Here is a 19,960-nt window from a genome sequence, read left to right as displayed (position 1 = left end):
TGACGCCCCGCTCATCTTGGAGGCTCAGTGTCGTCAGACGCGCGCGGCCACGGCGGGTCGCCCTGCTCGCGGCCTGACGGGCTTCACCCACTGGGTGTGCGGCGGCGCGGTTCACTACGTCGCTGTGCATGACAGTTCCCCTCGGGTGATGCGCCCCGGAGCACCTTTAACCCGCAATTGTGTCGCGTCCCGTACTGGGCATTCCGGCGGCGGCGTCGCCAACTCGACACCTTCATGCTGCTCTTGGGGCAGGGCCGATGACAAGACGACCTCCGGCCAACCGTTCGAGGCGAACTGCCTTGTGAGGAGGGAGGAGCACGGCCTTCTCACACCGCCACGTACGCCACAGGCTCGCTCCCCGCCACCGCCTCCGCCCTCCCCAGCTTCACCAGCCGTCGCAGATGGGCCTCGGCCTCCGCGATCGCGATGTTCCGTGATCCGTAGGGGATTTGGTCCCAGGGCCGGTTCCACTCCATGCGCTCGGCGAGCTGCCAGGGGGTGAGGGGCGCGGCGAGGAGGGTCAGGAGGTCGGTGAGGCGGGTCTCGTGGTGGGTCAGCAACTCCCGTACGCGGGCGGGCGCGTCGGTGAACGCGTGCTGGTGGGCCGGGAGGATCTCGGCGGGGGCGAGGCGGCCGACGCGTTCGAGGGAGGCGAGGTAGTCGCCGAGGGGGTCGGTGACGGTGGTGTCGTCGGGGTCCTCGTACAGGCCGATGTGCGGGGTGATCCCGGGGAGCAGGTGGTCGCCGGAGAACAGGCGGCCGTGGCCCGGGAGTCGGGCCGGGTGCTCCTCCTCCAGGTGCAGGCAGACATGGCCGGGAGTGTGGCCCGGGGTCCAGATCGCGCGCAGGCGGCGGCCGGGGAGGTCGAGGAGCTCGCCGGGGACGATCTCGCGGTCGGGTGCGGCGGGGGAGAAGCCGGGCAGGGAGCGGGGGCGGCGGGCGGCGCGGAGCGGGGACACATGGGCTTCCGGGGCGCCGGCCGCGGTGAGCTTGTCCGCCATGTAGGAGAACCAGCGCTCGGGGCGGGTCGCGCGGGTGCGCCGTACGATCGCCGCGTCCGCCGCGTGCATCGCGATCCAGGCGCCGGAGGCCTCGCGCACCTTGCCCGACAGGCCGTGGTGGTCGGGGTGGTGGTGGGTGATGACGACGCCGTGGATCTCGGCGGGTGCGGTGCCGCAGGCCGCGAGCCCCTCGGCGAGGGTGTCCCAGGAGGCCGGGTCGTCCCAGCCGGTGTCGACGAGGACCGGGCCGCGGTCCGTGTCGACGACGTACACCAGGGTGTGGCCGAGCGGGTTGTCAGGGATGGGGACCTCGATGGACCGGACACCGCCGCCGTGGTCGTACACCTGCGCCATGGGCTCCCCAATCGCCGCGCCACGTTCCGGCCACCGGGCCAACTATAACTAGAACGAGTTTCGATGGGAGCCTGAGTCACCCGGGCTTGGCGTTCCGTATCCGCTCCGGGGTCCAGTACTCCCTGATCTCCTCGGGGCTCTTCGTCTCCCGGTGGACGGACACCCCGTTGCCGTCCGTGACGCCGTCCCACTGCGAGACCATCCATACGGCGCCGCACACCGCCGTCGTCATGGCCGCCGCGAACACCGCCAAGGCGCGCCTGCGCTCACGGTCTGCCGTCATCCGCCGTCCCTCCCCGTCGACTTGATCAGCGTAGGCGTCATTGATGTGCGATCCGTGGACTCCTCGTAGTGGAACTGGTATCAGTTTCAGAGATATCTGATGGACCGTCAGAGTCAGGATCCCAGTAAGGCTCCGGGGAGGCGCCGGCCATGACCGAGCTCGTGGAACACGGACAGCTGTTCATCGGCGGGGAGTTGACCGACCCCCTGGGCAAGGACGTGATCGAGGTGATCTCGCCCCACACGGAGGAGGTCATCGGGCGCGTGCCGCACGCCTCGCCGGCGGACGTCGACCGGGCGGTCGAGGTGGCGCGGAAGGCGTTCGACGAGGGGCCCTGGCCGCGTATGTCGCTCGACGAGCGGATCGAGATCGTCACCCGCATCAAGGACGGAATCGCCCTGCGGCACGAGGAGATCGCCCGAGTGATCTCCTCCGAGAACGGCTCCCCGTACTCCTGGAGCGTCCTCGCCCAGGCGCTCGGCGCGATGATGGTGTGGGACGCGGCGATCACGGTCGCGCGGAACTTCACCTACGAGGAGACACGTGACGGTGTCCTCGGCAAGATCCTCGTGCGGCGCGAGCCGGTCGGAGTCGTGGCGGCCGTCGTCCCCTGGAACGTCCCGCAGTTCGTAGCCGCGGCCAAGCTCGCGCCAGCGCTGCTCACCGGCTGCACGGTGGTGCTCAAGCCGTCGCCGGAGTCGCCCCTGGACGCCTATCTCCTCGCGGAGATCGCGAAGGACGCCGGGCTGCCGGAGGGCGTGCTGTCCATCCTCCCCGCGGACCGCGAGGTGAGCGAGTACCTGGTCGGGCACCCGCGGATCGACAAGGTCTCCTTCACCGGCTCGGTGGCGGCGGGCAAGCGCGTGATGGAGGTCGCGGCCCGCAACCTCACCCGGGTGACGCTGGAGCTGGGCGGCAAGTCGGCGGCCGTGGTCCTCCCGGACGCGGACGTCGAGGCGACCGTCGCCGGTGTCGTTCCGGCGGCCTGGATGAACAACGGCCAGGCGTGCGTGGCCCAGACCCGCATCCTCCTGCCCCGCTCCCGCTACGACGAGTTCGCCGAGGCCTTCGCCGCGGCGGCGGGCGCGCTGGTGGTCGGCGACCCGCTGGACGCGGCGACCCAGGTGGGCCCGCTGGTGGCGGAGCGGCAGCAGCGCAGGAACCTCGACTACATCCGCATCGGTCAGGAGGAGGGCGCGAAGATCCTGACGGGCGGCGGGCGTCCGCCGGGCCTGGAGAAGGGCTGGTACGTCGAGCCGACGCTCTTCGGGGACGTCGACAACTCGATGCGGATCGCGCGCGAGGAGATCTTCGGCCCCGTGATCTGTCTCCTCCCCTACGGCGACGAGTCCGAGGCCGTGAAGATCGCGAACGACTCCGACTACGGCCTGAGCGGCAGCGTCTGGACGGCCGACACCGCGCACGGCATCGAGGTCGCCCGCCAGGTCCGTACCGGCACGTACTCGGTGAACACCTTCAGCCTGGACATGCTGGGCCCGTTCGGCGGCTACAAGAACTCGGGCCTGGGGCGGGAGTTCGGCCCCGAGGGCTACAGCGAATACCTGGAGCACAAGATGATCCACCTCCCGGCCGGCTGGGAGGCGTGACCGGAGATGGGCGACCGCTGGCATGTCGAGGTCGACCGGTCGGTGTGCATCGGCTCGGCCCAGTGCGTCCACCACGCCCCCGACGGCTTCCACCTCGACACCGGCCGGCAGTCCCATCCGGCCGACCCGGAGACCGACGCGAACGAGAAGATCCTGGCGGCGGCGGAGAGCTGCCCGGTGGAGGCGATCGTGATCACGATGCTGGGGAGCGGGGAGCCGGTGTTCCCGCCGGAGGAGTAGGGGCGGTCGTCAGAGTGATGCCGGTTCTGGGCCGCGCCAGGTCCACTCCACCTCCTTGAACTCGGCCTCGTACGCACCCTTCGGCAGCGCGGCCCGCAACGGGCGCAGGTCCGAGGGGCGCAGGAGACCGAAGGCTGCGGCGGGCAGCGCTTCGAGAATCTCGGCGGCATGGGCGGAGAGCCAGTCGCGGAGGTCGAGTTCGGTGGCGAGGCGGAGGAGGTCGATGAGGACCGAGGCGTGGGTTGCGGCGACCTGCCGGAGATCGAGATCGGCGAGGGCGCTGTCGAGGTAACGGGCCACGGCGTCGCCGCGTAGTGAGCCTGCCCATTGCCAGGTGTGGGTGGAGTGGCTCAGCCGGACCAGGTCCCGCAGGTCGTGGAGCGGGAACCTCCGGGTCTGCCCGGGGATGCGGTAAGTATCGGGCTCGACGAAGAACACGCGGAAGGAGTTGAGCGCCTCGGCCAGGGTGGGGCTTCCGCGCTCCAGGGCGTCGCGGAGGCAGCGTAGAACCAGTTGATTCATCGCCGGGGTGGTGAGGCCCGTGATCCTGCTCAGAGTCAGGTACAGGGTGGACAGGACGGGGGCCAGGGCCTCGTCGGGCATCGCGGGGGCGTCGTGGACCAGCTGGCGCAGTAGTGCCTCAAGAAGAGTGATTCTCTCGAGAGGATCCAGCGAGACCGCCTGGTCCAGGCATGTGACGTACAGGTCAGGAATCGTCAGAGGGTCCTCCATGTCCCTGATGAGCAGGGCGACGAGAGCCTGAGCCGCGGTTCGGGAGTCCTGCTGGTTCCAGGCCACGGCGCTGGGCAGCTGGACCAGGAACGGATAGCTGGTGTGCAGGAGCAGCTCCGCGTCGCCGTCCGCCGTGAACATGACCCGCCTGATCACGGACGCGGCATCGCCCGCGGAGGATGTCGTGGAGGTCATCGACAGGCGCGGCCAGCCGAGCTCGTGCTGGCCGAGCGGTTCGAAGTCCGTGCTGATGACCAGGTCAGGGGCTTGTCCGGCGGGCTCGTCCGGAGCGGGGCGCAGACAGCGGTCGAGGCTCAGCGTCGAGCACAGCAGGTCCCACGACTCCGTGGACATCTGCGCCTGCCATGCCATCGCGTGCCGTCGCCATCCGGCGACCAAGTCGCCTTCGGGACCGATGAGTTGGGACGCGTGCACCTTGCCCGCGGCGAGCACCGTGATCAGCAGCAGGTTGGCCTCGTACACCGCGTCCCGGTAGGTCCGCGTCTGCCGGACCGGGACGTACCCCACATTCGTACGGCCCTCAGGGCCCCAAGCGGCCGCCCGGAACAGTCCGATGAGCGGCTCCACCAGTTCGGCCGACGGCCGATCCGGCCACGCCGCAAGCATGTCCCGCAGGTTCTGCACGAGTTGCGCCCGGTCGGTGAGCGGAGTGAACGACAGCAGGGCGTACAACTCGCCGTCGTCCGGAGGGGCTTGGCCGTCGAGGCCCCGTAGCGTCCGTTCGATCAGCCGCGCGGCCAGATGCTCACCGAACGTCGCGTGCAGGAACTCGTAGCTGCGCAGGCGTTCCTCCGTGACGACGGCCTGGGCCTCGTGCACGAAGAAGAACCGTCCGAACAACAACCCGCAGCCGCGGTCCGCCGGGGCGCCGAGTGCCCGCAGGTCCTGATCCGCCTCCTCGGCGCTGATCGCCTGCGCGCCACGGTGGAACATGCCGAGGGCGATCACCGACAGACGGTGCAGCTCACGTTCGACGGCGGCGCCCACCTGTGCCGGAGGCAGCGGGCCGTCCTTGTCGATCTGTCGGCGGACGAACTCGGTGAGCAGCCGTTCGTACAGCTGGGTGCGGCTGATGTCCTCGTCGTGCCGCCGGTGCAGCGCGTTGCCGACCGAGTCGTACAGCGCGAGCATGAGCAGCAGCAGGGGCTGGGCCGCGAGTTCCCGGTGCGGCAGGACGGCCTGCGGTGCCAGCGGCCGTAGGCCGTTGCGGTCCAGGTAGTCCGCGTTCGCGGTGTTCCAGATGGCCAGCCACCGCTCGATCTCCTGCTCCCCGAACGGCTCCAGCCGCAGCACCTGGCTGTTGCGGGGGATGTCCGCACGGTCGGCGACCACCGTGCGACTGGTCACGATCACGACCAGGGGGCGGCCGAGCTCCGCCTCACGCTCCTGGAAGCGTTCGACCTCGCGCAGGTACCCCCACTGTCGTGCCGAGTCCAGCCGCTGGGCGCCCGCCTGCAGCAGCTCGTCGAATCCGTCGAGCAGCACGACCGGGATCACCCCGGGCTCCGCCTCGGACCAGTCCGGCCAGCTCACCGACCGCCCCGTCGCCTGCCGCAGAGCGTGCTCCAGCTGCGTCTGCACGTCCGCCTCCGCCGGCGTGTACCGCAGCTCCACCCGCAGAGGGCGGAACTCGTCGGCCGGCAGCCGGGCCGTCAGGAGTTTCGTCAGCAGTGACTTGCCGGCGCCGGGGTGGCCGAGCACCACGAGGGGCGCGAGCAGGGCGGGCAGGCCCAGCAGGTACGCGGCGAAGAAGTGCTCGATCGTGTCGTACGAGGGCTGCTGCTCCCACCACTTGTCCGAGGCGACCCACTTGTTCGAGGCGACGCCGTGCTCGAAGCCGTCCTGCCGCTCCTGGTCGGCCACCCGGAAACGCGGGTTGACGTATCCCCGCGCCAGGCTCGGCAGCTGGGGGCCGGACGATTCGAGCGAGGCGATCGGGTCACGCAGCCGGGCGCGGCCGGCCGCGGAGGGCTTGTCCCGGCCCGCGTACTCGGTCAGGAGCGTTTCCAGGCCCGCCAGACCGGTCCCGCCCGGGCCGTCGGCCGTGTCCCGCACGACGGTTCCCAGCGGGGCGGTCGTCAGCGCGAACTCGGGGCAGGACGCGGACAGTTGGCCGACCAGCCACACGCAGTGGTCGTACCGGGCCCGTCGCGCGGGTGCGTCGGAGGCCGGCCTGCTGGGCGGTAACGGTGGCGCACATCCTGGCGGAGAGAGGCCTTCCGGCGGCTCGGAGGCCTGCAGCGCGCCGCGGGTCAGGAGCCGGACGAAGTCCAGCGCCCCCAGCTGGGACAGGCGATCCGCGCACTGGATCAGCGCCGCCGCGAGCACCACTTGGGCCGCCCAGAGCAGGGCACTGCGCGAGAGACCGTGCGCTGCGCGCACCCGCTGGGGGAAGCCGTCCAGCAGGGCGTCCAGGACGTAGGGCGGCCGCTCGTTCCCGTACAGCGGATGCAGGAGGCGGTCCCACTCGTACATCAGCTCCGGGCGACCGTCGGCCAGCAGATACACGGCCTTTTCCGTCCCCATGCCCATGCAGTCGGCCGCGTCGAGCCCGGGCGAGGAGGCGGGGGCGGGAGCAACGGGGGACAGGGCGGGGGATCGGTGACCGTCCGGCTCCGGCTCCGGCTCCGGCTCCGGCTCCGGCTCCGGCTCCGGCTCCGGCGAGGGCGTCGTCCGCGTGCGTTCCACGGTGCGCTCCAGCTCGGCGTGCCGGCTGCGCCACCACCCCTCGTCGATGCGCACTCCCGCGGGTGGCCGGGCCGGTGGCGCATGCCGTCGCGCGCACAGGGCCACGATCCGTCGGACGGCCTCCCAGTCCGGGGCCTTGCGCCGTCGGCCGTTGAGCAGCTCCGAGACCGAGCTGGTGCCGCGCCCGAGCGCTTGCGCGATCTCGGCCTGCGGCACATCGCAGGCGCGCACGAGGCGGCGCAGTTCGGCGCAGAAGTCCGCGACGGGACCCGCCGGTGGTGCGGCCAACTCCCAGCCCCTTCGGTACGGTTCGGCGGATACCACCGAAGCGTACGGCGTGACCTGCGTCTTCCGCCGGGAGTTCGGCGGCAGTCGGGACCTGGCCGTGGGGCGGCCGTGGCGGGCGACGATCACGGCGCAAGCCGTCGACCATCGCTCCCAAAGGACGCACCATGCCGTTCCAGCTGCCCCAGACGCCACTGCCCGTCGTGCTCACCGTGCTCGTCTTCACCGCGGTCTACGTCGGTGTCGTCCTCCCCGCGGTCTGGTCCCGCAAGCCGGCCCGACGCCAGGCGGCCCTCAAGGTGCTTGCCCAGCTCCTGGACACCTTGCGTCTCCGCAGGAGGCGGTAGCAGCCATGCCATGCCCACCACCGGGCGAAAAAATCTCCCCTTTAGGGTGTTCTATATTGCTTCGGTGGTTATATTCTGGTACTGGCCTACGGGACGAGTGAGGGAGTTCGAACCGGAGTAGCCGACTCTGGCTGGAGGCAGACGGCTTCCGCTGGGGCCGACGTCGACGGTCCGGGCTGAGAGGCCGGAAAGTCGGAAGACCGAGAGGTCGGAAGACCGGAAGGCGACCCCCATCACCTGATCCGGGTAATACCGGCGAAGGGAACCCGTCTCGTAGGTCCTTCGTGTGTCTGGGCAGGTTCTTCGTGTGCCTGGGCAGGTCCTTGGTGTGCCCGGCCGCCCAGCCGCCGCCTAAGCCCGCGCCTGCGGCGCCGTCAGGTCGATCAGCCTGCACACCGTCTCGATGTCGATCTTCACCTGGGCGATCGAGGCGCGGCCCGACAGCCAGGTGATCAGCGCCGAGTGCCAGGTGTGCTCGATGACACGGACGGCGGAGAGCTGCTCGGGCGTCGGGTTCTCCAGGCCCATGGCGTCCAGGATGATCACCGTGGTCTGCCGGGAGACCTGGTCGACCTCGGGCGAGACGCTGCGGTCGGCGAAGGTCAGGGCCCGGACCATGGCGTCGGCCAGGTGCGGCTCGCGCTGCAGGGCACGGAACGCGCGCATCAGGGTCTCCGCCACCCGCTCCGCCGCCGTCTCCCCCTGCGGCGGCTTCTTCCGCAGCGTGCCGTGCATGTGCTCCAGCTGGTCCTGCATCGTGGCGACCAGCAGATGCACCTTGGACGGGAAGTACCGGTACAGCGTGCCGAGCGCCACCTGCGAGGACTCCGCGACCTCCCGCATCTGTACGGCGTCGAAACCACCCCGGCTGGCGAGCTGCGCGCTGGCGTGCAGGATGCGCCGCCGACGGGCCTCCTGCCGCTCGGTGAGGGGCGGTGAGGCAGGGCTTGCGCTACTGGCTTCCGCAGGCATGGATCCCGTTCCGTGACAGTCGGTGAGGGTGAGTGACCGGACAGAGCATGCCAGGGCGTCGGCCGTGGCGTGAATCACCTGATCCATCGCTCACAGCGGCGCTACCTGCCGGTAGATTCAGAGCCTCTTGAACGATCAAGTCTGAAACTTGTTCTAGATTAGCGTCCCGGCGTAATCTCGCGGGACAGTGCAGGGAGAAGGGGGCCCAGAGTGACCGCTGAGGCCAGGGAGGCCGGGTCTCCACAGGACCCTGCCGCCGACGGCGAGCGACCGCTCGACATCGCGCTCCTCACCTATAAAGGGAACCCGTTCTGCGGCGGCCAGGGCGTCTACGTACGGCACCTCTCCCGCGAGCTGGCCCGCCTCGGCCACCGCGTCGAGGTCATCGGCTCCCAGCCCTACCCCGTCCTCGACGAGGGCGCTGACTACGCGGGCCGCCTGACCCTCACCGAGCTCCCCAGCCTCGACCTCTACCGCCAGCCCGACCCCTTCCGCACCCCGAAGCGCGACGAGTACCGCGACTGGATCGACGCGCTGGAAGTGGCGACCATGTGGACCGGCGGCTTCCCCGAGCCGCTGACCTTCTCGCTGCGCGCCCGCCGCCATCTGCGCGCCCGGCGCGGCGAGTTCGACGTCGTGCACGACAACCAGACCCTGGGATACGGATTGCTGGGCGAGGTCGGCGCCCCACTCGTCACCACCATCCACCACCCCATCACCGTGGACCGGCAGCTGGAGCTGGACGCGGCTCAGGGCTGGCAGCGACGGATGTCCGTACGCCGGTGGTACGCCTTCACCCGCATGCAGAAGCGCGTCGCACGCCGCCTGCCCTCCGTGCTGACCGTGTCGGGCACGTCCCGCGCGGAGATCGTCGACCACCTCGGCGTACGCCAGGACCGCATCCACGTCGTCCACATCGGCGCGGACACCGACCTCTTCTCGCCGGATCCGTCGGTACGGCAGATCCCCGGCCGGATCGTCACGACCTCCAGTGCCGACGTCCCCCTCAAGGGCCTGGTCTTCCTCGTCGAGGCGCTCGCCAAGGTCCGCACCGAGCACCCCGACGCCCATCTCGTCGTCGTCGGCAAGCGGCCCGAGGAGGGGCCGGTCGCGCAGGCGATCGAGCGGTACGGCCTCGAAGGCGCCGTCGAGTTCGTCAAGGGCATCTCCGACGCGGAACTCGTCGACCTGGTGCGCTCGGCGCAGGTCGCCTGTGTGCCCTCGCTGTACGAGGGCTTCTCCCTGCCGGCCGCCGAGGCCATGGCCACGGGCACGCCGCTGGTCGCCACGACCGGCGGGGCGATCCCGGAGGTCGCCGGGCGGGACGGCGAGACGTGCCTGGCGGTACCGCCGGGAGACCCCGGGGCGCTGGCCGCCGGGCTGGGCCGCCTGTTGGGCGACGCGGAACTGCGGGACCGCCTGGGGGCGGCCGGACGCGAGCGGGTCCTGCGGAACTTCACCTGGGCGAAGGCCGCCGAGGGGACGGTGGCCCGGTACCGCGAGGCCATAGCCCACTCCGCGGGCGGCGCCCCACGCGGCTCCGCCGCCTACGCACACGCCGTACCGGCGAGGGTGGCCGATACCCCGCGAGGGTCGGGGACCGGGCAGCGCGCGGTGGGCGAGGACGGCGACGCCGTACGCGTAACCGAGGCCGCGAAGGCCGGCGACGCCGCCCGCGTCACTGAGGTCGCCCCATGACGGCCCTCCCCGTCCACACCACCAGCACCACGAGCACCACCAGCACCACCGACACCCGCCCCTCCAACCGTTCCGATCGCGAAAGCAGGCCCCCGTGCTGACCGTCGACTTCTCCCGGTTCCCGCTCGCCCCGGGCGACCGCGTCCTGGACCTCGGCTGCGGTGCCGGCCGGCACGCGTTCGAGTGTTACCGGCGCGGCGCCCAGGTCGTCGCGCTGGACCAGAACGGTGAGGAGATCCGCGAGGTCGCGAAGTGGTTCGCGGCGATGAAGGAGGCGGGCGAGGCACCCGAGGGCGCGACCGCCACGGCCATGGAGGGCAACGCGCTGGCGCTGCCCTTCCCCGACGAGTCCTTCGACGTCGTGATCATCTCCGAGGTCATGGAGCACATCCCGGACGACAAGGGCGTACTCGCCGAGATGGTCCGGGTGCTCAAGCCCGGCGGCCGTATCGCCATCACCGTCCCGCGCTACGGCCCCGAGAAGGTCTGCTGGGCACTGTCCGACGCCTACCACGAGGTCGAGGGCGGCCACATCCGCATCTACAAGGCCGACGAGCTGCTCGCGAAGATCCGCGAGGCCGGCCTCAAGCCCTACGGCACCCACCACGCCCACGCCCTCCACTCGCCCTACTGGTGGCTGAAGTGCGCGTTCGGCGTCGACAACGACAAGGCCCTGCCGGTGCGGGCGTACCACAAGCTGCTGGTCTGGGACATCATGAAGAAACCGCTGGCCACCCGGGTCGCCGAACAGGCGCTGAACCCGCTGATCGGCAAGAGCTTCGTGGCGTACGCGACCAAGCCCCACCTGCCTCAGGTGGCCACCTCGTGACCACTCCCCGGACAGAACACCTCGTCCTGCCCGGGGTCCTCACCGCCGAGCAGGCCGCCGCGACCGTCGCAGGCATCCTCGCCGTGCAGCGGGAGGACGGAGCCATCCCGTGGTTCCGCGGGCACCACCTCGACCCGTGGGACCACGTCGAGGCGGCAATGGCGCTGGACACGGCCGGTGAGCACGAGGCCGCCGAGCGGGCGTACACCTGGCTGGCGACCCACCAGAACGAGGACGGCTCCTGGTACGCCGCCTACGCGGACGGCGCCTTCGACGACGTCACCGACACCGGCCGCGAGACCAACTTCGTCGCCTACATAGCCGTAGGCGTCTGGCACCACTACCTCTCCACCGGCGACGACACGTTCCTGGACCGCATGTGGCCGTCCGTCTACGCGGCGATCGAGTGCGTCCTCCAGCTGCAGCAGCCGGGCGGACAGATCGGCTGGCGACGCGACGACGACGGCACCGCGACGCAGGACGCCCTGCTGACCGGCTCCTCCTCGATCCACCACGCACTGCGGTGCGCGCTGGCCATCGCCGAGCAGCGGGAAGAGCCGCAGCCGGACTGGGAGTTGGCCGCGGGTGCGCTGCGGCACGCGATTCGCCGGCACCCGGAGCGGTTCCTGGACAAGGACCGCTACTCGATGGACTGGTACTACCCGGTGCTGGGCGGCGCGTTGACGGGCGCCGAGGCCAAGTCCCGTATGGAGGAAGGCTGGGACCGCTTCGTCGTCCCCGGGCTCGGGGTGCGGTGCGTCGTGCCCAACCCGTGGGTGACGGGCGGCGAGTCCGCCGAACTCGCCCTGGCCCTGTGGGCGATGGGAGAGTCGGACCGGGCGCTGGAGATCCTCCAGTCCATCCAGCACCTGCGGGATGCGGAGAGCGGCCTGTACTGGACGGGGTACGTCTTCGACGACGACGCCATCTGGCCGCAGGAGCTGACGACTTGGACCGCGGGGTCGCTGTTGCTGGCCGTCGCGGCGCTGGGCGGGCATGAGGCGACGTGTGCGGTGTTCGGCGGGGATCGCCTGCCGACGGGGCTGGACCCGGACTGCTGCGCCTGAGAGCTCGGATGTCTTTGTCGTCTGGCGGGTGCGGGTTGTCTGTGGTTGATCGCGCAGTTCCCCGCGCCCCTCAGGGCGTCAGTGGCGATGTACGCGATTGGCGATCGCGTGGCCCACGAACAGGTAGACCACCGCTGCGAGCCCGTACCCGGCCACCACCCGCGCCCACGCCTCGTCGAACGTGAACAGGTCATGGGACCAGCCCGCCAGCCAGCGGGCCGCGTCATGGATGAACTGGACGAAGGCGTTGGCGCGGTTGGCGTCCAGCAGGTACATCAGGATCCACAGGCCCAGGATGAGGGCCATGATGTCGGCGACGATCGCTATGACCGTTCCGGCCTGGTTGGAACCGTTGCGATATCGAGGGGACATGCCCCTCGGGTAGCCCTGGCGGCCTGACTGAAACCCCCTGCCCGGAACCCGAACGGTTTGCGACGTTCAACCCGCGTTCCCCGTACGGTCGTTCGGGGTACATCGTGATCACCGACGATCCTGCCCCAGCCACGGGGGGAGAACGCAGGTGCCCGCGAACAGACCCGCCCGACCCGCCACTGAAGAGCCCCGCTTAACCGTCTCCAGACCCCCGCGCCGCCGTCTGCGCAGAGCGCTGGCGCTGGCGCTACCCGTCCCCGTCATCGGCCTGGTTCTCCTCGTGGCCGGCGGGAACCTGCTGTTGCCGCTGCGGCAGGTGGTCACCATAGAGGCGAAGATGGCCTCGAAGCGGGACTTCTTCCAGGACCCCGAGGTCGAGCGGCTCCTGATGAAGCACGGCTTCCGTGTGCACATCACGAGCATGGGCTCCCGCGAGATCGCCAACCAGGACTTCGAGGGGTACGACGTCGTCTTCCCCTCCGGCCAGCCCGCCGCCGACCTGATCAGCCGCGAGCGCGCCGAGGCGAACCGCCCGGCGCTCCTGTACCGCCCGTTCGTCAGCCCCATCGTGCTGGCCACGTACCGGAACTACGCCGAGGCGCTCAGCGACCACGGCGTCGCGAAACCGCAGCAGGTCCCGGGCGGCCGACCGATGTACTACACGCTCGACATGACCGCGTTCGTGAAGCTCACCCGGGAGGGCAGACGCTGGAACGACATCGGCATCGAACGGCAAGGTGTCCACAACTCCAACAAGATCCTCGCCCAGACCTCCGACATCTGCGAATCCAACTCCGCCGGCACCTACCTCGGCCTGGTCGCCTTCGTCGAGAACAAGAACGACGCCCCGAACGACGAGACGGAGGCCGCGGCGGTCGCCCAGGAGATCAAGCCCCTCCTCGTCGAACAGGGCCTGCCGGGCTCCGAGCGGGCGGAAACGTATCTGTCCCCCGACGGCCAGAGCATCGCCCCGATCTCGGTGATCTACGAGCACCAGTTCCTCTCCCACCAGATCCGCCACCAGGCCCAGAAGGGCGGCACGGACGACGAGCGCGTCCTGCTCTACCCGTCGACGCGCTTCGTCACCGAACCCCAGCTCGTCGCGCTGACCGGCGACGGGGCCCGGCTCGGCGAACTGGTCAGCGAGGACCCCGAACTCCAGCACCGCGCCATGGAACTGGGCTTCCGCGCCCGCAACACCAACAGCGGCACGAGCGGCAACACCGCCGGTGACGAACTCATCGAGTTCCTCACCGAACGGCACATCCCCGTGCCCACCACCTCCGCCAACGACACCCGGGCGGTCCTGCCCCCGCTGCCCCTCCTGGAGCAGATGATCAAGACGGTCGGCGACTGCCCGGAACGCAAGGGCGACGTCAAGTGAGCGGCAGAGCAAGCGGGTTGGCGCTCCGTCTCGTTCTCTGTCTGGCGCTCGTGACCGCCGTACTCACCGCATGCTCGGGCGACGACACCGACGAGCCCGTACGGCTGCGCGTCCTCGCGAGCCCCGACCTGGCCGTACTCACCCCCCTGCTGGGCGAGTTGAAGGAGGCGACCGGCGTCGACCTCCGACTGGACGTCCGGTCCGACGCCGAGACGAAGGCCCCGGACCGCGACCGCTACGACCTCGCCTGGCTGTCCTCCGACCGCTATCTGCGGCTCACCGCCGAGAGCGCGGTACGGGGGTTGCAGCGCACCGCGACCATGACGTCCCCGGTGGTCGTCGGCCTCGCCCCGGACGTGGCACGCAAGCTCCGCGCCGGGGTGCCCGGCGGCCGGCTCACCTGGGCGGACATCGCCGACGCCGCCGCGACCGGCACGGTCCGCTTCGGGATGGCAGACCCCCGGCACTCCGCCAGCGGGCTCGCCGCCCTGGTCGGCGTCGCCACCGCCGCAGCCGGCACGGGCGGCACGCTGCGCCCGGAAGACGTCTCCTGCGACCGGCTGCGCGGCTTCCGCTCCGGCCAGACCCTCACCGCGGAAACGGGGCCCGCCCTCGTCGACTCGTACGTCGACCACCAGGACCGGGCCAACGCCCTCATCACCTACGAGTCCGACCTGCTCGCCCTCAACGCCACCGACCGCCTCGACGACCCGCTGGAGGTCGTCCGCCCCGAGGACGGCATGGTCCTCGCGGACTTCCCCCTGCTGCTCCTCGACCCCTCCCGCCGTGCCGCCTACGACGAGGTCACCGAGTGGCTCCAGCGCGACTCGACGCAGCAGAAGATCATGCAGCGCGCCCTGCGCCGCCCGGTGAGCACGACGGTCACCCGGGAGCAGCAGCTGCGCGAGCCGGTGGGCAACGCGCTGTACTTCCCCGACCGACTCACCGTCATAGAAGCCCTGTTGGCGGACTACGGCGACCCGAACCGACGCGCGGCCGACCAGGTCGTCTTCCTGCTCGACTTCTCGGGCTCGATGCGCGGTGACCGCATGACGGGGTTGCGCGAGGCCTTCGCCGACCTGAGCGGCGCGGACTCCACGGCGTCCGGCAAGTTCACCCGCTTCTACCGCGGTGAGCGCCTGACGGTGCTCCGTTTCGGCGGCCGCGTCCTGGAGGAGAAGACGGTCACCGTGACCGGCCCGAAGGACCTGAAGACACTGGCCGACACGGTCGCCCGAGGCGGCTACGGCGACGCCACCGCCGTATGGTCCGCCCTGGACCACGGTTACCGCACCGCCGCCCGCGAACTGGCCGCTGAGCCGGACCGCTCCGTCTCCCTCGTCCTGATGACGGACGGCGAGAACAACGCGGGCCTCACCTACGAGGAGTTCGTACGCCACCACAAGGCGCTGCCCGCCGCCGTACGCACGGGCGTCCCCACCTACCCCGTCCACTTCGGCGAGGCCGACGCGGGCGAACTGCGGCGCGCGGCGGCGCAGACGGGCGGGCGGATGGTGGACGCCGCCCACTCGTCCCTTTCCAAGGCGTTCAAGGAGATCCGTGGCTGTCACTGACGCACTGTGGTGGAGCATGTGGTGGCCGTGGATGACGGTCTGGCTGGCGACGGCCCTCGGCACGGCGGTCCTCGCGGTGGTCCTGGTACGCCAGTCCCGCGAACGGCGCCGCCGGATGCGCCGCTGGCAGTCGGCGTACAGCATCTGCCTGTACCTGGACGAGCAGTCCGTGATGGACCTCTACGAGATCGGCAACTACCGGTCGGCGCTGGAGGAGGCGGTGGAGCTGCGGACGAAGGTCGACACGAGCGTCGGCATCTGGACCCGCCTCTTGGCCTGGCTGTTCCGCGCGAAGCGCGACGTCAGCCAGGAGACGTTCCGCAAGTTCGTCCGCAAGGACAAGCCGATCAACGTCATCGGCATGCTCATCGACGCCTTCGAACGCGCCGACGTCATCGTCCACGCCGACCTGCCCACACTGACGGTCGTCCCCAACCGTGCCCTCGCCGACCGCCTCGGCGACGACCGTGAGGTACACCTGAGCCGGATAGGGGAGTTCGTCTCGGTGCGGGCGGAGTTCACCCGGGTCCCGGACGCGACGGAGGGCTTCGTCCTACGCGCGGAGTACGCCGACCAGCAACCCCCCGTCTACATACGCGTCGTGGCCTCGGGCAACGCCCGCCGCTCGATCCCCACCGGCACCTTCACGGCCCGCTGCCTCGGCAAGATGACGGGCTGGCGCGAGGACACGCGGGAGGCGACGCTGGAGGCGCTGGCGATCTTCTGGTGACGGTGTCCTCCCAGCCGGCGGTCACGCGTCATGAGTTGAGCTCGGCGAGCACCCGCAGGCTGTGCGGATCCGGCGCCAGCGCCAGCAGATCGGTCACCGGCCCCTTCCGCCACAACTCCAGCCGCTCGGCGATGCGTTCACGCGGCCCGACGAGGGAGATCTCGTCGGCGAAGGCATCGGGGACGGCGAGGACGGCTTCCTGCCTCCGGCCGCTCAGGAACAGCTCCTGAATCCGCCGCGCCTCCTCCTCGTACCCCATCCGCGCCATCAGATCGGCATGGAAGTTGCGGGCCGCGTGCCCCATGCCGCCGATGTAGAAGCCGAGCATCACCTTGACCGGGACCAGCCCTTCGGCGACGTCGTCGCAGACCTGGACCCGGGCCATGGGGGCGACGAGGAAGCCCGGCGGAAGGTCGCGCACCGCGTCCCCGTAGACGTCGGGCCTGCTCGGCGACCAGTACAACGGCAGCCAGCCGTCGGCGATCCGGACGGTCTGCGCGACGTTCTTCGGCCCCTCGGCGCCGAGGAGAACCGGGAGGTCGGCGCGCAGAGGATGCGTGATCGGCTTCAGCGCCTTGCCGATGCCGGTGGCGTCCGGACCGCGGTACGGGTGGGAGTGGAACCGTCCGTCGAGCTCGACGGGGGCTTGGCGCTTGAAGACCTGCCGTACGACATCGACGTACTCGCGCGTGGCGGTCAGCGGCGAGCGGGGGAACGGCCGCCCGTACCACCCCTCCACCACCTGCGGCCCCGACAACCCGAGCCCGAGCATCATGCGCCCGCCGGAGAGGTGGTCGAGGGTGAGGGCGTGCATGGCGGTCGTGGTCGGGGAGCGGGCGGCCATCTGCGCAACCGCCGTACCGAGCTTGATCCTTGAGGTCTGCGCGGCGATCCAGGTGAGCGGGGTGAAGGCGTCGGAACCCCAGGACTCGGCGGTCCACACGGAGTCGTAGCCGAGCCGCTCGGCCTCCTGGGCGAGGGGCACATGGTCCACGGAGGGGCCGCGACCCCAGTAGCCGAGTGCGAGCCCGAGCCGCATGTCTGCCTCCTGACGGGTTCCTGACGATGTGTCAGCTCTGTGTGGAGGCTTGCGACTGTACGACGACGGCCCCTCACCGGGAAGGGTGAGGGGCCGTCGTACGGGTTTTGTGGTTCAGCCGCGCTGGATGCCCGACGTGTCCTGCAGCACGCCACGGCGCCCGTCCTGCGTCTGCGCGACCAGGGCCGCACCGCGCTGCTCGACGGCCAGGTACCAGGTGCCCGGCGCGAGCTCGGCGATCGGGGTCGGCGAACCGTCCTCCGCGAACAGGGGCCGCGCCACGGGTACGGCGAACCAGAACGGCGAGAAGTCCGCGGCGGGTGCCTGCGGCTGCTGCGGAGCCTGGGGCGCTTGCGGCTGCCCACCGAAGGGCTGCCCAGGCTGCGGCTGCCCACCGTACGGCTGCCCGGGCTGCGGCTGCTGGGCACCCGGGTAGCCGTAACCACCCTGCGGCTGACCGCCGTAGGGCTGGGGGGCGGCAGGGCGGGGGGCCGGGAGGAGGGGGGCCTGGAGGGCGGGGACCAGGGGGGAGGCGATGGCACCGGCGGCGAGGACGAGGGCGGCGATCAGGCCGAGGATGATGCCGGCGCCGGCGCCCTCCGCGTCAATGGTCCACCACAGCAGGGACCAAGCGGCCGCGATCGTCAGGACGACGCCGACCGTTCCCAGGTCGAGGCCCGCGACCTTGCGGGGCTGGGGGAGCAGGCGAGCCACCGCGATGAGCGCGCCGCCGATCACGCCAGCCATGTATGTGCCGAGCCCGAGGCCGAGGTTGCTCCAGGCGTTCGGGATGTCGACACCTTCGCAGTAACTGCCGTCGCAACTGGCAACATCGAGAAGCGACGCGATGAACAGCAATACCGCTGCTCCGATCACCACGCCGTCGCCTCGAGTGAGGGAGCGGATATTCACCTTAGGTCCTTCGTCAGTCGTCTCAACATCGGCATCGCTGGAGGCGTCGCTGTCACCATGTCGCCGTAAGGCCCCGGTGTGAAGCGCGGGGGTGGCCCCTCATCGTAAAGACGACCTTATCGTCCGACCGACGAGGGTGTCCGCCGGGATCAGCCCGCCGATGACTACCCGCGCAGGAAACTCACGATTCCCTCAGAGATCCCTCGCGCCGCCTTCTGTCGCCAAGCGCCACTGGTGAGCTGCGCCGCGTCCTTGGTATCGCGCATGTTGCCGCACTCGATGAACACCTTGGGAACCGTTGACAGATTGAGACCGCCAAGATCCTTACGCGTGACGAGTCCGGTGCCGTCGCCGACGTAGTTGGAGGGCGCGCTGCCCGTTGCGCGGACGAAGGAGCCCGCGATGCGCTCGCCGAGGGCGCGGGAGGAGGTGACGATGGGGCCGGTGTTCGCGGCGCCCGCGTTCACCTTGGCCGGGAGGATGACGTGGAAGCCCCGTTGGCCGGCGCTGGCGCCGTCCGCATGGATGGAGACGACGGCGTCGGCGTGCGCCTTGTTGCCGATCTCGGCGCGCTCGTCGACGCAGGGGCCCCAGGAACGGTCGCCGTCCTGGGTGAACTTGACCGTGGCGCCCTGCTTCTGCAGCAGTGTGCGCAGCCGGTGGGCGACGTCGAGCGTGAACTCGGCCTCGGTGTAACCGTCGTTGGTGGATGTCCCCGTCGTGTCGCATTCCTTCCAGTTCGTGCCGATGTTCACCTTGCGGTTGATTTCGGCCGTGTGCTGGAAGTTGTTGGGGTTGTGGCCCGGGTCGACGACGACGACCTTGCCCTTGAGGGCGCCGGAGTCGGCGGTGGGAGTGGGGGTCGGGCCCGGTGGCTTGTCGTCGTTCGTGGCGGAGATCGTCGGTCCCGTGTCCGCCGGCGCCTTGGACGGCCGTACGGCCGCGTTGCCCGACGCGCCTCCGTCGCCGGGGCCGCCCACCGCCTCGTACATCACCCAGCCGAGCAGGGCTCCCGGCACGAGGGCGGCGGCCGCGACGGTCAGGGCTCGGCGGCGGTTGCGGCGGGGCTGTGGAGGATCGAAGTCCGGACCTACGTACGACACGCCTGCCACCATACGGGCCGACCACGCCCGGTGCCGGGAAGGCACGGTCGAGTGGCGCCGGAGTTCAGGCCCCTGACCCCGTCCGCTTCAGTACGCGCAGCGAGTCCGTGACCGACACCTCGGTGAACGCCCCGGACTCAAGTGCCCGGAGATAGACCCGGTAGGGCGCCTGGCCGGTGAACTCGTCCTCCGGGTCCGGGAAGACGTCGTGGATGACGAGCAGGCCGCCCTCGGCGACATGCGGGGCCCAGCCGTCGTAGTCGGCGTTCGCGTGCTCGTCGGTGTGGCCGCCGTCGATGAAGACCAGGCCGAGGGGGGTACCCCAGACCTTCGCGACCTGCGGGGAGCGGCCGACCAGGGCGATCACGTGCTCCTCCAGGCGCGCCTTGTGCAGCGTGCGGCGGAACGTCGGCAGGGTGTCCATCAGGCCGATCTCGGGGTCGACCGTCTCCGGGTCGTGGTACTCCCAGCCCGGCTGCTGCTCCTCGCTGCCGCGGTGGTGGTCGACCGTGAGGGCCGTCACCCCGGCCTGGCGGGCGGCGTCGGCGAGGAGGATCGTGGAGCGGCCGCAGTAGGTGCCGACCTCCAGCAGGGGGAGGCCGAGGCGGCCGGCCTCGACGGCCGCCGCGTAGAGCGCGAGCCCCTCGCCCATGGGCATGAAGCCCTTTGCCGCCTCGAACGCGGCCAGGATCTCGGGCTTGGGGGCCGGGGCCATGAGGGTC

Annotated in this window: 18 protein-coding genes; 9 read left to right on the top strand and 9 right to left on the bottom strand. The window is 70.7% G+C overall.

Features of this window, described 5'->3' with window-relative positions; genetic code table 11:
- Positions 1 to 326: 326 nt before the first annotated feature.
- Both EHO50_RS02295 and EHO50_RS02290 read right to left on the bottom strand, forming a co-directional pair.
- Positions 327 to 1,355, bottom strand: coding sequence for a Strvi_7410 family MBL fold metallo-hydrolase (locus tag EHO50_RS02295; protein ID WP_128428091.1), 1,029 nt, complete (start codon positions 1,353 to 1,355; stop codon positions 327 to 329).
- A 76-nt stretch (positions 1,356 to 1,431) separates the two neighbouring features.
- On the bottom strand, positions 1,432 to 1,638 hold the full coding sequence (locus EHO50_RS02290) for a hypothetical protein (protein WP_128428090.1): 207 nt from the start codon (positions 1,636 to 1,638) through the stop codon (positions 1,432 to 1,434).
- A 149-nt stretch (positions 1,639 to 1,787) separates the two neighbouring features.
- Between EHO50_RS02290 and EHO50_RS02285 the strand changes: the two genes are divergently transcribed.
- Positions 1,788 to 3,245, top strand: coding sequence for an aldehyde dehydrogenase (locus EHO50_RS02285; protein WP_128428089.1), 1,458 nt, complete (start codon positions 1,788 to 1,790; stop codon positions 3,243 to 3,245).
- Between the two features lie 6 nt (positions 3,246 to 3,251).
- Positions 3,252 to 3,485 carry a ferredoxin gene (locus tag EHO50_RS02280; protein ID WP_128428088.1) on the top strand — a complete coding sequence of 78 codons (234 nt, stop codon included), beginning with the start codon at positions 3,252 to 3,254 and terminating at the stop codon, positions 3,483 to 3,485.
- Between the two features lie 9 nt (positions 3,486 to 3,494).
- Here the strand turns inward: EHO50_RS02280 and EHO50_RS02275 are convergent, their stop codons facing one another.
- Positions 3,495 to 7,214, bottom strand: a complete 3,720-nt coding sequence (locus tag EHO50_RS02275) for a helix-turn-helix domain-containing protein (RefSeq protein ID WP_128428087.1) — start codon at positions 7,212 to 7,214, stop codon at positions 3,495 to 3,497.
- Between the two features lie 164 nt (positions 7,215 to 7,378).
- On the opposite strand from EHO50_RS02275, the gene EHO50_RS02270 reads away from it, so the two are divergent.
- Positions 7,379 to 7,558: a hypothetical protein gene (locus EHO50_RS02270; RefSeq protein WP_128428086.1), complete on the top strand. Its 180-nt coding sequence runs from the start codon at positions 7,379 to 7,381 to the stop codon at positions 7,556 to 7,558.
- Between the two features lie 351 nt (positions 7,559 to 7,909).
- Here the strand turns inward: EHO50_RS02270 and EHO50_RS02265 are convergent, their stop codons facing one another.
- Positions 7,910 to 8,530: a TetR family transcriptional regulator gene (locus tag EHO50_RS02265; protein ID WP_128428085.1), complete on the bottom strand. Its 621-nt coding sequence runs from the start codon at positions 8,528 to 8,530 to the stop codon at positions 7,910 to 7,912.
- Positions 8,531 to 8,740: 210 nt separating this feature from the next.
- Between EHO50_RS02265 and EHO50_RS02260 the strand changes: the two genes are divergently transcribed.
- From EHO50_RS02260 to EHO50_RS02250, 3 genes are all read left to right on the top strand, one after another.
- Positions 8,741 to 10,228 carry a glycosyltransferase family 4 protein gene (locus EHO50_RS02260; protein WP_128428084.1) on the top strand — a complete coding sequence of 496 codons (1,488 nt, stop codon included), beginning with the start codon at positions 8,741 to 8,743 and terminating at the stop codon, positions 10,226 to 10,228.
- 94 nt (positions 10,229 to 10,322) lie between these two features.
- Positions 10,323 to 11,057 carry a class I SAM-dependent methyltransferase gene (locus tag EHO50_RS02255; RefSeq protein WP_128428083.1) on the top strand — a complete coding sequence of 245 codons (735 nt, stop codon included), beginning with the start codon at positions 10,323 to 10,325 and terminating at the stop codon, positions 11,055 to 11,057.
- Positions 11,054 to 12,124, top strand: a complete 1,071-nt coding sequence (locus tag EHO50_RS02250; protein ID WP_128428082.1) for a prenyltransferase/squalene oxidase repeat-containing protein — start codon at positions 11,054 to 11,056, stop codon at positions 12,122 to 12,124. The genes EHO50_RS02255 and EHO50_RS02250 overlap by 4 nt, the downstream gene beginning before the upstream one ends.
- A gap of 78 nt (positions 12,125 to 12,202) precedes the next feature.
- Here EHO50_RS02250 and EHO50_RS02245 read toward each other — a convergent pair whose 3' ends face one another.
- On the bottom strand, positions 12,203 to 12,496 hold the full coding sequence (locus tag EHO50_RS02245; RefSeq protein WP_128428081.1) for a hypothetical protein: 294 nt from the start codon (positions 12,494 to 12,496) through the stop codon (positions 12,203 to 12,205).
- A gap of 280 nt (positions 12,497 to 12,776) precedes the next feature.
- On the opposite strand from EHO50_RS02245, the gene EHO50_RS02240 reads away from it, so the two are divergent.
- Genes EHO50_RS02240 through EHO50_RS02230 form a run of 3 tightly spaced genes read left to right on the top strand, consistent with a single transcriptional unit; the run spans position 12,777 to position 16,184 of the window.
- Positions 12,777 to 13,880: a hypothetical protein gene (locus EHO50_RS02240; protein ID WP_246100987.1), complete on the top strand. Its 1,104-nt coding sequence runs from the start codon at positions 12,777 to 12,779 to the stop codon at positions 13,878 to 13,880.
- A complete protein-coding gene (locus EHO50_RS02235; RefSeq protein ID WP_128428080.1) occupies positions 13,877 to 15,454 on the top strand; it encodes a vWA domain-containing protein in 1,578 nt (525 codons plus the stop codon). Before EHO50_RS02240 ends, EHO50_RS02235 begins: the two co-directional genes overlap by 4 nt.
- Complete coding sequence (locus EHO50_RS02230) at positions 15,441 to 16,184, top strand: hypothetical protein (RefSeq protein ID WP_128428079.1); 744 nt, start codon at positions 15,441 to 15,443, stop codon at positions 16,182 to 16,184. The genes EHO50_RS02235 and EHO50_RS02230 overlap by 14 nt, the downstream gene beginning before the upstream one ends.
- Before the next feature lie 28 nt (positions 16,185 to 16,212).
- On the opposite strand, the gene EHO50_RS02225 is transcribed toward EHO50_RS02230, so the two are convergent.
- From EHO50_RS02225 to EHO50_RS02210, 4 genes are all read right to left on the bottom strand, one after another.
- Entirely contained in the window at positions 16,213 to 17,223 is a 1,011-nt protein-coding gene (locus EHO50_RS02225; protein WP_128428078.1) for an LLM class F420-dependent oxidoreductase, read from the bottom strand.
- Between the two features lie 114 nt (positions 17,224 to 17,337).
- Positions 17,338 to 18,135, bottom strand: coding sequence for a DUF5336 domain-containing protein (locus EHO50_RS02220; protein ID WP_128428077.1), 798 nt, complete (start codon positions 18,133 to 18,135; stop codon positions 17,338 to 17,340).
- Positions 18,136 to 18,299: 164 nt separating this feature from the next.
- Positions 18,300 to 19,238 carry an N-acetylmuramoyl-L-alanine amidase gene (locus tag EHO50_RS02215; protein WP_128428076.1) on the bottom strand — a complete coding sequence of 313 codons (939 nt, stop codon included), beginning with the start codon at positions 19,236 to 19,238 and terminating at the stop codon, positions 18,300 to 18,302.
- Between the two features lie 64 nt (positions 19,239 to 19,302).
- On the bottom strand, positions 19,303 to 19,953 hold the full coding sequence (locus EHO50_RS02210; protein ID WP_128428928.1) for a class I SAM-dependent methyltransferase: 651 nt from the start codon (positions 19,951 to 19,953) through the stop codon (positions 19,303 to 19,305).
- Positions 19,954 to 19,960: the final 7 nt, after the last annotated feature.

Source organism: Streptomyces cyaneus, assembly GCF_004028635.1.
In the GTDB taxonomy this organism is placed as follows: Bacteria; Actinomycetota; Actinomycetes; order Streptomycetales; family Streptomycetaceae; genus Streptomyces; species Streptomyces cyaneus.
Note: the sequence above shows the minus strand (reverse complement) of the source record. Positions and strands in the feature narration are given on the sequence as shown.

Bases quoted from the DNA above. Each gene is read 5' to 3' on its own strand.
- EHO50_RS02290 (WP_128428090.1), bottom strand. From the start codon at position 1,638: ATGACGGCAGACCGTGAGCGCAGGCGCGCCTTGGCGGTGTTCGCGGCG.
- EHO50_RS02210 (WP_128428928.1), bottom strand. From the start codon at position 19,953: ATGGCCCCGGCCCCCAAGCCCGAGATCCTGGCCGCGTTCGAGGCGGCA.
- EHO50_RS02285 (WP_128428089.1), top strand. From the start codon at position 1,788: ATGACCGAGCTCGTGGAACACGGACAGCTGTTCATCGGCGGGGAGTTG.
- EHO50_RS02225 (WP_128428078.1), bottom strand. From the start codon at position 17,223: ATGCGGCTCGGGCTCGCACTCGGCTACTGGGGTCGCGGCCCCTCCGTG.
- EHO50_RS02245 (WP_128428081.1), bottom strand. From the start codon at position 12,496: ATGTCCCCTCGATATCGCAACGGTTCCAACCAGGCCGGAACGGTCATA.
- EHO50_RS02265 (WP_128428085.1), bottom strand. From the start codon at position 8,530: ATGCCTGCGGAAGCCAGTAGCGCAAGCCCTGCCTCACCGCCCCTCACC.
- EHO50_RS02280 (WP_128428088.1), top strand. From the start codon at position 3,252: ATGGGCGACCGCTGGCATGTCGAGGTCGACCGGTCGGTGTGCATCGGC.
- EHO50_RS02295 (WP_128428091.1), bottom strand. From the start codon at position 1,355: ATGGCGCAGGTGTACGACCACGGCGGCGGTGTCCGGTCCATCGAGGTC.
- EHO50_RS02270 (WP_128428086.1), top strand. From the start codon at position 7,379: ATGCCGTTCCAGCTGCCCCAGACGCCACTGCCCGTCGTGCTCACCGTG.